Raw genomic sequence first — 13,572 nt, forward strand, 5'->3', positions numbered from 1 at the left:
TTAAATATTTGAGAACCCCGCCTCATCAGCAAAGGAGTAAAGTTTCTCCATTCTAGTCACCTCTATTGCTGAATTTTCTAGTTCGTTCATTAGACCGTAGATAACTGTTGTGGCTAGACTCTTACTGGGTTCTGCCAAGAATCTGCAACAGAGAGTGTCACTGTACGGCATGATGGCTGTTTCTTCTGGCCAAATCAAGACGCCTTTGACGCTTATGCTACCCATGATTATCGCATCGTCTACTTTTATTTTTTCTAGAGCAGCCAAAAGGGCTGCTAAATTTGTACTATCCCAGCTAACAAAGAGATCTACACCAATTAGAACTTTTTCCTTCTTACTCTGGTATCGGGGTTTGAGAAGTGCACCTTCGACTAGACTGTTACATGAGAAAGCTACCAAACTTTTTCTGTCGATGTTGTGAATTATGTGTTCTGTAAACTTTTTAGTGCCAACCTTGAGTTTGCTGTGCAAAGGATTAAAAATATCCGCGGTATGTACACCTGATTTTAGTGTCTTCAACCATGCAGAATAGACTTTTTGGGCAATTTCCTTCTGTCCTATATAGCTGAGCATATACATTGCAGCGTTCAGAAGACCGGAGGGATTTGCAATGTCTTGATCTGCTATATCAGGTGCAGAACCATGTACAGCCTCGAACATTGCGTATTCTTCGCCTATGTTGATGCTACCTCCAAGACCTACTGATCCTGAAATTTCTGCTGCAATGTCCGAAATAATGTCTCCATATAGGTTAAGCGTGACGATCACATCAAATTTTTCAGGATTTTTCGCTATCCTAGCTGCCCCTATATCTATAATGTAGTTTTCACTCTCGATATCTGGATACTCCAGTGCGACCTTCTTAAACAGTTTGTGAAAGATTCCATCAGTCAGTTTCATGATATTATCTTTCACCATTACAGTGACTTTTTTTCTACCGTTACTGCGTGCGTACTCAAAAGCATACCTACAAATCCGCTCAGATGTACTTTCTGTAATAACTTTAGTGCAGTTGTACGTATCGAGGGTCTGTCTGTATTCTATCCCTGAGTAGAGGTCTTCCTCATTTTCTCGGATAATTACGATATCCATTTTGGGGTCTTGCCATTCTAAGTGTGATTTGCAGGGTCTAATATTTGCAAATAGTCCCAGCTTCTTTCTGAGCGTTACGTTAAGACTTCTTACACCCCCTCCCCGAGGAGTTGTTATCGGCGCTTTTAGGAGTACTTTATTCCTCTTAAGGGTTTCCCATCCGGAGTCAGAAATCCCAGAAGGCCAGCCTTTTTCATAAATCTTCTGTCCAATTTCAATTGTATCAATCTGTATTTCTGCACCAGCCTCAAAAATAATTTCGAGCACCGACGTCATTATTTCTGGTCCAACTCCGTCACCGTACGCTACTGTCAACTTGGGCATATTAACCTTCTGTATACTGTACTTCTTTCATTTTGTGGAAAATTGTCGTTATTATAGTTTAGAGTTGTCCTGTTAGCAAAAGTAGGTGTTCTTCGTGGTTTTGGGGAAAATATTCCCCCTTTATCTGATGATACTGCTGGGCTACATTGCTGGCAGGGCACTTAATACCGATCGTAATACCATCGCGACCCTCCTTTTATATCTCCTCTCACCGTTAGTCATATTAAACGGGTTACTCGGTGTGGACAATATGCAGAAGCTATTACTTCTTCCTGTAATTGTTTTTCTGACAAGTTGTTTCATGTGCTGGCTTGTGTATACGGCCACTAAGCTTTTTTATAATGACAGTCTCAGGAACATAATCGCATTTAGTTCAGGTAGCTTTAACACGGGTCAATTCGGTCTTCCCGTGGCACTTATGATTGTTGATGCTGAAACCGTTGGGATATATATCCTTGCATACAGTGGAATCATTCTTTTTGAGAACACATATGGTTTCTATGTTGCGTCTAAAGGGGCCTTTTCTCCGATGTATTGTATAAAAAAGACGCTAAGCCTGCCTCCGCTACACGCGATAGTAGTAGCATTTTCTATGAAGCTTTTGTGTTTACACTTTCCCGAATTTTTGGATCCATTTTTTGCGAACCTGCGAAGCACCTATGTGACTCTTGGTATGAGTACCATTGGTCTTGGTCTGGGCACTATAAAAAGGTTCGAAGTGGACTGGAAGTGCATTGGAATCACGATGTTTGTAAAGTACTTTCTTTGGCCAGTTCTAATGCTTAGTCTTGTTTATCTTGATGCCTCCTTTTTGCACGTTTTTGATAACAATAAAGTGTACAATGCCATGTTGATCCTTTCTGTGGTCCCAATTTCTGTGAGTACCATGCTTTTGGGTTGTGTTTTCAATTATCCAGCAGAGAAGGTTGCAGTTGTTGTTCTCATAAGTACGCTTACTGGCATAGTGTACATTCCTTTGGTGGTGAGATTCTTTTTTTAAATCTTAATAAAATGATTTCTTGTTTTAATGATGTACGCAAGAAAATTCTGATTTGCAAGTTTGGGAAAGAAAGTATTCTTTAAAGTTCGTCGGCTCATCCGTCACTTGAAAGGTAGGCTGCTTCACCGGGTGGTTCTAAGCGAGCTAGGGTAGGAAACAGCTTCTACTCAGTGCTGAAAAGTAAGGCAAGTATGATTCTAATCATCTCACTAGAAAAAATCCTTTAATTGTTGAGATATAGCAAGTGAATTTGAGCGAGTTGTGCCTTTTCTCGAGCTAAGGATGGATTCGTTCTCGAGTTGATTTCCCTGACTTCAGGTGCTAGAATCGACCCCTAAATCTTTCCGCCAGAGAAGTGCAACACCTAGTTCGGAGACGTCTTGGAAATAATCTACCAGTTCTTGTGGATAGTATATCAGGGCATTATTCTGTTTCAATAAAGGTTTGGGTCAGAGCTGGTAGTGAATGTGAAGCTCAAGAAAATAGTGGGTTGGCGCACTTTCTTGAACACATGATTTTCAAGGGCACAAGTACACGAAGTGCAGAACAAATAGCGGAAGATTTTGATCGACTTGGGGGTTATTGCAACGCCTGTACTAGCAGGGGTTATACGGTTTATTATGTGAAGCTGTTGGAAGAGCACCTAGACAAGGGGATGGAAATTCTTTCCGATGTGATCAACAACTCGATCTTTCCAAAGGAAGAGCTTGAGCGTGAAAAATTGGTTGTCCTAGAGGAGATTTCTCAAACTGAGGATGCACCCGACGACATTATCTTCGACCGTTTTTTTGAGAGTATATATCCGAATCAAGCCTACGGACGACCTATTCTTGGTTCTAGGGAGAATGTTAACCGCTTTACAAGAGATGACATCGCCTCTTTCATATCTCAGCACTACTATTCTGAAAATATGATGCTCATTGCATCCGGCAAAGTGGATTCTGAGAGGTTCATCTCGCTGGCGGAGAAGTATTTTGGAGGTATAAAATCAGTCGGCGGACGTTCCGTAGATAGGTTGCCAGCAAGGTATGTTCCTGCTGAATATAGAGAAGAGCGCAAGTTAGAGCAGACCCATATCATTCTAGGGTTGCCGTGTGTTTCTTACTCAGATAGCATCTCTCAGATATATTCTGCTAAGGTTCTTGCTATACTCTTAGGCGGTAGTATGTCTTCTAGATTGTTTCAAGAAGTGCGAGAAAAACGTGGTTTAGCTTACTCTATAAGCGCTTTTCATGCACCAAGTGAGACTTCGGCAATTATGGGTGTTTACTCTTCTACGGATCCAAAGAGATTAAAAGAACTGGTTGCAGTAGTCCTTGGTGAATTGTCTAGGCTTCAGAATACTCTTACGACCGAGGAGGTTGAAAGAGCAAAACAGCAAATTAAGTCATCGATTTTGATGGGTCTGGAGAGTAATGAGTCTCGCGCGTCTCATATAGGTAGGTCGATTCATTATTTTGGTAGGTACATAGATGGGGCTGAGTTGATCGAAGTTATTGATGCTGTTGAAGTTGATGATGTCGCCTCAATTGCAGAGTTTATGTTGCAGGGTAAGCGCTTGAGCCTTGCATTGATTGGTGCAAAAGATATGTTGGATGAATGCAGAGTGTTAGCAGAAGCACTGTAGCATTCGTTCGTATGACCAATTTAGTTTAGCTTTTGGAGATGTAAAATGGATACGTTTCATGGGACTACTATTCTTTCGATCAGAAAGGGTGACAAGGTCGTCATGATAGGTGATGGACAAGTGACTATGGGAAATGCGGTTGTTGTAAAATCGACTGCGCAAAAGGTCAAACGTCTTTCAAATGGAAAGATAATATCGGGGTTTGCTGGATCAACTGCGGATGCATTCACGTTATTTGAGAGGCTAGAATCAAAATTAGAAGCTCATCCAGGGCAGCTTCTGCGTTCGTGTGTGGAACTTGCGAAAGATTGGCGTACGGATAAATTTCTTCGTCGGTTAGAGGCAATGATGATTGTAGCTGATGCTAGAGGTACGTTCATTCTGAATGGTGCTGGTGATGTGATAGAACCTGAGGATAGTGTTGCTGCGATTGGATCTGGGGGCAACTATGCTCTAGCTGCTGCTAAAGCGCTTGTAGTTCACGCCAGTGATCTTGATGCTTTTCAGATTGCTGAAGCAGCTATGAAAATAGCTGCTAAGATCTGCGTTTTTACAAATGAAAATTTTACGGTTGAAGTCATTGATTGTGCTTCAAAAGAGTGTAGTTGAAGTTAGTGAGAGTTTTAAATATGGGTACAGAGAGAGTCTTTAAGTATTCAGCTGCGGTTGGACAGGATGCCGAACATATCTTAGAGGATGCTTATTCTGCTGCTCCAAAGGCGCTAGTAAGTTATCTAGACAGATTTGTTGTTGGACAGAAGTTGGCCAAGAAAAAAATTGCGATTGCAATAAGAAACCGCTGGAGGAGAAATAATGTCCCGAAACCACTTCATGATGAAATCATTCCGAAAAATATACTTATGATAGGACCAACTGGTGTTGGAAAAACGGAAATTGCTAGACGCGTGGCAAAACTCTCAGGGGCACCGTTTATTAAGGTCGAGGCGACAAAGTTTACCGAAGTCGGTTATGTCGGTCGGGATGTCGAATCAATAATTCGGGATCTTGTTGATAGTGCTGTTGCGCAGGTCAAAGATCAGAAGAGGAAGCAATTTTCGAAGGAAGCTGAAGAATCTGCCAAGGAGAAAATTCTTGATGCGCTGGTTGGTAAAAAAAATACTGAGGATGACGATCTGGTTGATGGTGAGGATGAAAAACATGATGCAAGAGCTGTTTTTGAGAAAAAGCTCGATGAAGGAAAATTAGATGATGCAGAAATCGAAATAAATGTTCGTGATATTCCCCAGAATGTTTTTCCTACAATGGATGTTCCAGGTATGCCAGGTACTCAGATCGGTATGATGAACATCGGGGACATGATGAGTAAGGTCTTTGGTGCCAATAAGAAGTTCAAAAGAAAGAGAGTTAAAGTCAAAGATGCTAGAAAAATCCTTGCAGATGCAGAGGTCGAGGATCTTTTCGATGAAGATGCGATAATCAAAGAAGCATTAGACCTGGTGACGAACAGGGGCATGGTTTTTATCGATGAGATAGATAAAATCTGTGCTCGAACAGAGGTTAGAGGGGAAGTGAATAGAGAGGGTGTTCAGAGAGATTTATTACCTCTTTTAGAGGGAACCACAGTAGTGACAAAGTATGGAGTTGTGAAAACAGATCACATTCTTTTTGTTGGTTCTGGAGCGTTTCACTTTGCTAAACCATCAGACTTGTTACCAGAATTACAGGGACGTTTGCCAATAAGGGTAGAACTTGACTCGCTTGATGTGGAAGATATGATCCGTATTCTTACTGAAACTGAGTCTAGCCTATTAAAGCAGTACTGTGCATTGTTGGAGACAGAAGGTGTTTCTCTTGAATTCACAAAAGATGGTGTGCGTGCAATCGCTGAAGCTGCAATAACAGTTAATAATGAAGTTGAAAATATCGGTGCAAGGCGTCTCCATACAATAATGGAGACACTACTTGAGGAAATTAACTTTGAGGCCAACGATAATGTAGGGAAGACTTTTTCAATTGATCGTGAGTACGTAGATAAACATCTGCAAACCATCATCAAGAAGCTGGACTTGTCCAAGTTTATTCTGTAAACATGGGCAAAATTGCCGGTCTAGTGGTTGCTGGAGGTGGTGGTTCGAGGATAACAAATTCGGTGCTCCCAAAGCAGTACTTGGAGGTCCGAGGCAAGGCAATTTTGCAATACACAGTTGAAGCTCTTTTTGCTCATCCGAAAATTGAGTGTGTGCAGCTTGTTGTCAATTCAAAGTATGAGGTGCACTATTTGCCAATTTTGCGCAACCTGAGTGGATATGTGGTTTCATTGTCAGAAGCTGGTGATACTCGAATGGATTCAGTTTTTTCGGGGCTAAAGGCATTAGAATGCTTAAATCCTAGTCATGTATTGATACATGATGCAGCTAGGCCTTTTACTCCGCCTAAAGTGATTGATGCAGTGATCAAGAGCCTCTTGCAGGGTTGTAAGGGTGTTGTTCCAGTTGTGCCGCTACAGGACACAATCATAAAAAGAGAACCTGAAGGTATAGTAACCGATGTCAACAGAGATGAGTTGAGAATAGTGCAGACCCCACAGGGGTTCGATTTTTGCGAGATTTTTGCGGCATATAGGGCGCACTTCATGTGTCCTTCTAAGAAGTATACAGATGACGGAAGTCTAGCTAGGGCACACGGTATAGAGGTGGAGTATATCACAGGTGACAGCGGTAATCTTAAGATTACCCATCCTTTTGATTTGAAGTTTGCGGATTTTCTCTTAGCTCGGGATTGTTAATGAAAATGTACCTCTCACCTCTTGCGTTTTATTTTTCTATTCCATCTTGAAAATTTTCGGAAAGTGACGGAAAATTCGCAGATCTCTCGCTTTTCTGAATAAAATGCATGAAAAGCTTTTAGTGGCCTTTTTACAGCGTTTGAGCCCGTCGTTTGCTCATGATGTGACTCGCGTGGTGCTCAAGCATTTTCCGGGATTTGTGAGCCAAAATTCTTTTGAGGACCCGATTCTGGAGAGTAGGGTGTGTGGTCTGCATTTTAAAAACCCGATTGGCATTGCAGCTGGATTTGACAAGAATGCTGAATGTGTTACTGCACTCAGGAGGGCAGGGTTTGGCTTCATTGAGCTTGGAACCGTCACACTTAAACCACAAAAGGGGAACCCCAGTCCTCGGTTGTTTAGATTGCCGCAAGACGGTGCCATCATTAATCGACTTGGATTTAATAATAAGGGGATAGCATATTTCCTTAAATCGCTTAGGAAAGCTATGACACACCCGGATCTGCCCCCTTTAGGAGTGAATATTGGCAAAAATGCTGTTTCAAGTAATCCCGTTTCTGATTATGCACGCTTGGCTGCGCATGTCTCTTCGGTTGCTGACTATATCACGCTAAATATCTCTTCTCCGAATACTGTTAGTCTCAGGGATATGCAGAAAGTAGAAATCCTTGAGGAACTTCTTATTGCTGTAAAGGCAGCAGTTGGAAGTAATGTGCGGATTTTTATCAAGGTGGCCCCTGATCTTACTGAGGGGGCAGAAGTCGGCATTGTTTCGCTTGCTTTGAAACACAAGGTAGCCGGGATCATAGTAAGTAATACTACTATTGGATGTAGAGAAAGCCTTCATAGTAAGCATAAAGTCGAATATGGTGGGTTAAGTGGTATGCCACTGTTTAAACTTTCTACTGGTTTGTTGAGAAAAATGTATAGGTGCGCAAACGGGGAGCTGGCTTTCATAGGTTGTGGTGGCATTTCAGATGCAGAAACGGCTTATGCAAAAATTAGAAATGGTGCTGCTTTAATTCAGGCTTATACGAGTTTTACCTATCATGGTTTTGGCCTTTTGAACCAGATCAAAAAAGATTTAGTTCAGAGACTTAAAGCTGATGGTTTTTCTTCTGTGAGTGAGGCTATAGGTGTAGATGCGTAATTTTGGGTTTCGTTTTTAATTCACATATAAATTCTGCGACAGGTGAAGAGTTTTTATGTGTGAAACTTAATATGCACTTCCAATGCAGCTATTGTTTCCCATGCATGTTCGCGCTCTGACCGCTATGCTATCGGGGTTACATAGCTTGGATCGGCAGTTAGGGTGCTTTTATGTGAGTATCCAAGTGGTTTATCTAGGTTTATATGCAGGCGCCTTACTAGGTTTGTTTGGCCGCATCGGTGGGCTTTCCAAAATTGTAGTATAATTGAAGCCACTCTGGGTGGTATCTAGATACTGTAATTGTCCCTTGGGTAATAAAACCTGCAAGAGTAAGTAGGTTGCCAAGCTGTTGGTCATAGGATGCACTTACGGAGTTGTTTCCCTTTAGTTGTGTGCCTCCTACATCTATTCTTTCATTCTTGAGTTTAATGTTTGCACCCAGCTTTTGCATTATTCCTACGAAGTCCATGAATCTCTTATTTTGTGTGATTTTTAGTCCTTTTGGGTTCTCTATGCAACTTTTCCCGTTTGCCGTGCATAAGAGAAAAAGTATGCTCCTGAGATTCTCTGCATGGACATCATTCTCGTTGATTGTTATACCGTTGAGAGTGGTACTTTTAACGTGAATCTCACCTATTTTTGCATTAAAAGTTGTTGTATTAACCTTAAACTCAATATTTGCCCCCATTTTCTTTAGGAATTTATATATTTCAAGACGTTTCTCATCTAGGTAGACATTTTTGATTATAATTGCGGAACCAGCCAGCAAAGTTGCTGCCATAACCAAAAACAAAGCCATGGATGGATCACCGGGAATTGTAATATTCCGTGATACGAATTCTTTACCTCCGTGCACAATAGTTGTTGTATTTTCTCTGGCTTTTGTTACCTTTACGTCAGCACCTAAGTGCTCTAGGATTCCTGTAAGATGATCTCTACTACCGGAAAAGGGTTCTATTACTGTGGTAGTGCCGAGCATATTCAATCCGGCCATTAACAATGCACTTTTACTCTGTGAACAGGAGTGTCGTAATATATGTTCATGCGGAATGCAGTAGTGGCAGCCTTTTATAACTGTTGGTAGGGTCTGCGAAACTATCTCTATACCTATATCAGCAAAGTGTTGAGCGCACTTGATTTTCAACTTGCCAATTTGATACTTGGACCCGGTAATGATTGTCTGGAAAGAGTAAGTTGCAACTGAGCCAAGCAATAGATGAAGTCCCATATGTGAACTGCCAATGTTGAAAATGTTTGCAGGAGTATGGAAGCCTCTCAAACCAATGCCGTATACTTCTATTTCTGATGAGTTCTTTATTTTTTTTATTCTTACGCCAAGTTGTTCTAAGCAATGAATTGTTTGTATGACGGAGTCGTAAGCGAAAAAGGGTGACACAGTAGACCTACCCATTGCGTGTGCAAGCACGAAAATGCTACTCTGCAGCATTGATACATCGGGTGGGACACTGTAGATTCCTTTCATTGGGGGGATTTTTTCTATTTTGCAGCCTTTGCTATTCATAATTTTTCCCTGGAGCATCTTGAACTTCTTTGTTGGAGCAGGACTTATAGCAAACCTAGGTGATACAAATTCAACATGGGATATAATTATTTAACACCGAGGAACAAGTATAGAATCATTACATACGCCCGAAAAGCAATACTCTACTCAGATGACAAGGATAGTGTGTATGTGGTGTCCAGGTTTGTTATTTGTTTTAGCTTGTTTAATATGTGTGTACTGATTAATAATAGGGCCAAAATGAAGGGAATTTTTCTTTAGAATCAATTAAAAACTTTGAAAAACTTATGCAGAATAGTTGGAGTAAATGTCGTGAGTGTGTTGACTGAAACTGTGGACTTATTCATTTTCCTTGTCAATGTATACTCCGCAGCAATTATGCCACGGTTCTTTCCAGCTGTTACTAATGTTCCTATTATCGGTACCTTCGAGATCAATTTGTTGAGCTTATACAATGGTACAACGCTTCCGTGAATGATTGCTTCGTCTTGTTTTAGGCTAAGGATCCCCATTATGCTTAGTCCTACTGGTGCTGCTTCTAGCCATGACTCTGAGATATAAAAAATACCGTCTGCATATTTAAACTGTGAAAAGAATCTTTCAAAGAAAATGCCTTCTCCATTGAGGATGTTCATTATTCCGTATAGAGAAGATAAGGAAAGAATGCGTGCTAGTATAGGAGCGTCCTGCACGTAAAAGTTTTCCACTACCAGAATCCCGTCGTTACTCCGTGTATTCTTTGTACCGAGATAAAATGAAGTCCTTCCCCCCATTATTCCACTCTTAATACCAAGACTCTTGAGCAGTGTTCCTATGTTCGTGCTATCCACAATTACACCACCATGTTTACTGAAACTTGCGCCCAGGATTGTGCCATCGTTAAAGATTCCGGAGAGATTCCCGTCTCCATTTTTGAGATCGAGCTTTAGGTCCGAGAGCGAAAGTGCGTTTTTTAGTTTGAGTGTGCCTATATTTACCTCTAAATTAGTTTTTGTTTTGCCTGTCCCGCCGAAATTTAGTACTCGGCCAAGTGTTTGTGCATTTGATAGGTCTAGTGTTTCGGAATTGATGATTAAGTTGGATGTATCGTCTTCAAGTGAATGATGAAATTTGAATTCAAGGCTCGAATCATTTATGTTTACCACTTGACTGTTTATGATGGTCTTTTTTGTGTCGCTGCTTCCACTGAGGCGCAATTCTAAAAGTTTTCCGGTAAGATGAAGTTTTTTGAAATTATATTGCTCCCCAACGGAATCGATCCTAAAGTTGAAAACGGTATCGGGATCCTTTTTCCATCCAAAAAGTTGAAAGACTTCTTCATGCACATCTTGCATATTAAGGCTTCCTTGCAAATTGAGATTTCCGTCTTGGAGAAGTTGCACTGCTACTCTTCCATGAATCTTTCCGTTAAATGGTAGGAAACTTGGTAAAAAGCCAGAATTTTTTATTGTTTCGACAGAGCTTGTGCCTTCGAAGATAAAATCCGTCACTTGGGTATGAAAATCTCTGACAACCTTTAAGCCGATCTCCCCATCTGCAGAAAGTAGACTTGTATCAATTTCGACTGTGTCATCATTCATCTCAAGTTGCGCTGTACCTGAAGTGATTGAAAAGTCGCGATAAAATTTATCTGCCTGGAGATTATCGGCTTTGACGTGAAGTTTGGTACTAATCTGTCCTTCATCGGTATGCGGTATATGCAATACTACATCTGCGCTACTATTCCCGTTCAGTCCTTTTAGATTAGTCACTTTTTCTATCTCGTCTATGCTATTTGGGCTTGCTTTTTCTCCTAGCAGGATAAGTTCACTGAGTTCTCCTGTAAGGGTGCCTGACAATTTTGTCTTTTCCATATCAATAATTGCTTCGCACTTTTGACACGACAGACCTTCTACTAGTCCAGAATCAGCTTTGATATATAAATTGCTATCTATTAGATTAAGCGTGCCTGCGAATCCTTCCAAATTAATAAGACGTTGTGCTTCGTTGGTGTCATAGGAAACATCTATTTCTCCTGCGGTATCGACAAAACTAGCATCTCGAATCTCAAAGTTCCTGGTTTTGCTTTCCAATTTTATAGTTGCCTCTTTTATAGTGCCGTGCTTTATGCTGTTCTTGTACCACTCTCTTGCAGTACTGGAGCTATTCCAATACTTTAGCACGTCTTTTGATGAAAGATTTGTAACCGTTCCCTGAAGAGAAATGCCATCACTGAAAAAGATGGTACCGTTAAACTGTGTTCCGTCGATGTTGATCCCCACGTCATCAAGTTCTATTATGCTTGACGTGCCCGTTACTAGGAATCTTCCGTCGTCAAAATGAAAGCTCGTTCCATTTCTTTTTATCGAGCCACGGAGGTCATTTACCGCTCCGCTGATTTTCTTTTCATTTAAATTGAGTAGTGCATATCCGCTAAAAGTGAAATTGTCATCTGAGATCTGCAGATTAGCCAGCTCCTTTATCAAGGGTGAAAAAACGCTATTATTAGGATTGAGGTTTTTTACTCTCATTGCGACGGTGTCGTATTGGGACTGAACTATTTCTAGCTCTATTTCCGCATTTTCTTCGTGTATACCGACTTGCAGAATTTTTTTGTGATTCATTTTTTTTATACGCATGAATCCCTCATTTATTTCGTGGCCGTTAAATCTTAGTCCTTTTACAAAGAGATCTGTGTTTAGGAGTCCGATTAGGGAAAAAACGCTGTCAATTTGGCTGCTCTCGGGTATGCTAACATTTTTTTTCTGTGTTCCCATTTGCACGTACAGATCTGCGTCATATATAGTTGCACTTATCGGGTAAAGCTTGGTAAATGGGAAGCTCCAGCTGAATAAGAGGCTAACCTTTCCTATTAGAGCGACTTTCTCAGAATTTAATGTGGCTACAATTCCGTTTAAAACAAGTTTTTTTGAGTCGTTAGATTTTTCCAGCTCAAAATCTGAAAAAGAAATACTAACTCCAGGGTTGAATCGATGAAAACGGCTGTTTATATAGTACTCAACAAATTTCTTTGATAGATTTCTGTTGTATTTGTACAGTAGAAATGGTGAAAGAATAGCAAGAAAGAAGAATAATACGAGTATTTTAAATTTCATTTGAAACAACTACCCCTGATTATGGAGTTGTAAACACCCAGCAGAACTATAGCTATAACAGTTTCTAGCTTGCTAAGAAAGACACGAAACACAAGATGAGGTGAGCTTTTCTGCTGGTGCATTAGAAACATCTCTTAACGATGTCTTAAGTTGTTATAGAGTATGAAGTTTATAATCGCTACCAGACCTATAAAACCCATAAAGGCATATATATAAGCAATATCAAGGAAATTGTGATCTGATACGAGGGTTGAATACAAACATGAAAGGACGATCACATGAGTGCTTAGAGAGTTTGCTGCTAAAATTTTGTCATGTTTTTCTTGGAAAAAGACCACACAAAAAGTCAAAAGGAGCATACTAGAAAGCAAGACAGCCAAAACAACCAAAAGCATTAGAAGGAATCTAGAGTGCCAAGTAAAGTTGGAGGACAGAGGTGAGCTCACCCGCGCGCAAGGGCAGCACTGCCAAACTCCGAACCACTTAGATTAAACTACGTGGCTATACAACGCCCTTAATCATAATATGTTGGAGCCGAAATGTCGATTCCTGTGATCAAGAATAGGTGCTTACTACACAATGTTTGCATGGAGCAAGTTTCAGGGGTTCTGACTGTTTTCTATGCTGACTTTTATCTCAATTGTTGATATGAGCATTGATGGTGAGCTGCATGGCATAAAGGATACAGAAGTGACACATATCTAGTTTTTTACAAAATCTTACATAAGATGTATGACAAAGAGGTTTACAGGAATGTTCTGCTATGTGGTATATTAGGTGGATAAATACCCTCATCAACTCTGCAAGCGAGTGTGGTCAGTAGGCACATCACTTTCTTTTATATGTGGTTTCCCAATGTATGCACAAGGCAGTCTCAGTATGTGGTTATCGCCGTCCCGCACGAAAGGTAATTTCTGTTTTTCTATACTCAAGGAGAAGGCCTTTACAACAACACAAGATCTGAGTTCAAGAAAAAATTTAGAAGTTTTCTAGGTCCTGTACCATCTAAGAAGGCA

10 protein-coding genes are annotated in these 13,572 nt (G+C 40.7%); 6 read left to right on the forward strand and 4 right to left on the reverse strand.

Going from position 1 to position 13,572, the window contains the following annotated elements:
- The gene (gene icd, locus NRI_RS00710) at positions 1 to 1,416 is read right to left on the reverse strand and encodes an isocitrate dehydrogenase (RefSeq protein ID WP_015816052.1); all 1,416 of its coding nucleotides are present in this window, start codon (positions 1,414 to 1,416) and stop codon (positions 1 to 3) included.
- Between the two features lie 94 nt (positions 1,417 to 1,510).
- On the opposite strand from icd, the gene NRI_RS00715 reads away from it, so the two are divergent.
- The 6 genes from NRI_RS00715 (at position 1,511) to NRI_RS00740 (ending at position 7,939) form a co-directional block, all read left to right on the forward strand.
- A complete protein-coding gene (locus NRI_RS00715) occupies positions 1,511 to 2,416 on the forward strand; it encodes an AEC family transporter (protein ID WP_015816053.1) in 906 nt (301 codons plus the stop codon).
- Between the two features lie 355 nt (positions 2,417 to 2,771).
- A complete protein-coding gene (locus tag NRI_RS00720) occupies positions 2,772 to 4,043 on the forward strand; it encodes a M16 family metallopeptidase (RefSeq protein ID WP_041351399.1) in 1,272 nt (423 codons plus the stop codon).
- 45 nt (positions 4,044 to 4,088) lie between these two features.
- Positions 4,089 to 4,652 carry an ATP-dependent protease subunit HslV gene (hslV, locus tag NRI_RS00725; protein ID WP_015816055.1) on the forward strand — a complete coding sequence of 188 codons (564 nt, stop codon included), beginning with the start codon at positions 4,089 to 4,091 and terminating at the stop codon, positions 4,650 to 4,652.
- Between the two features lie 20 nt (positions 4,653 to 4,672).
- Positions 4,673 to 6,091 carry an ATP-dependent protease ATPase subunit HslU gene (hslU, locus tag NRI_RS00730; RefSeq protein WP_041351401.1) on the forward strand — a complete coding sequence of 473 codons (1,419 nt, stop codon included), beginning with the start codon at positions 4,673 to 4,675 and terminating at the stop codon, positions 6,089 to 6,091.
- A 2-nt stretch (positions 6,092 to 6,093) separates the two neighbouring features.
- A complete protein-coding gene (gene ispD / locus NRI_RS00735; RefSeq protein WP_015816057.1) occupies positions 6,094 to 6,789 on the forward strand; it encodes a 2-C-methyl-D-erythritol 4-phosphate cytidylyltransferase in 696 nt (231 codons plus the stop codon).
- 103 nt (positions 6,790 to 6,892) lie between these two features.
- Entirely contained in the window at positions 6,893 to 7,939 is a 1,047-nt protein-coding gene (locus NRI_RS00740) for a quinone-dependent dihydroorotate dehydrogenase (protein WP_015816059.1), read from the forward strand.
- 217 nt (positions 7,940 to 8,156) lie between these two features.
- On the opposite strand, the gene NRI_RS00745 is transcribed toward NRI_RS00740, so the two are convergent.
- The 3 genes from NRI_RS00745 to NRI_RS04280 form a co-directional block, all read right to left on the reverse strand.
- Complete coding sequence (locus NRI_RS00745) at positions 8,157 to 9,479, reverse strand: 3-phosphoshikimate 1-carboxyvinyltransferase (protein ID WP_015816073.1); 1,323 nt, start codon at positions 9,477 to 9,479, stop codon at positions 8,157 to 8,159.
- 245 nt (positions 9,480 to 9,724) lie between these two features.
- Positions 9,725 to 12,556: an AsmA-like C-terminal domain-containing protein gene (locus tag NRI_RS00750; protein ID WP_015816060.1), complete on the reverse strand. Its 2,832-nt coding sequence runs from the start codon at positions 12,554 to 12,556 to the stop codon at positions 9,725 to 9,727.
- A gap of 134 nt (positions 12,557 to 12,690) precedes the next feature.
- Positions 12,691 to 12,951, reverse strand: coding sequence for a monovalent cation/H+ antiporter complex subunit F (locus NRI_RS04280; RefSeq protein ID WP_015816061.1), 261 nt, complete (start codon positions 12,949 to 12,951; stop codon positions 12,691 to 12,693).
- Between the last annotated feature and the right edge of the window lie 621 nt (positions 12,952 to 13,572).

Origin of the sequence: Neorickettsia risticii str. Illinois (assembly GCF_000022525.1) — a bacterium.
Lineage (GTDB): Bacteria > Pseudomonadota > Alphaproteobacteria > Rickettsiales > Anaplasmataceae > Neorickettsia > Neorickettsia risticii.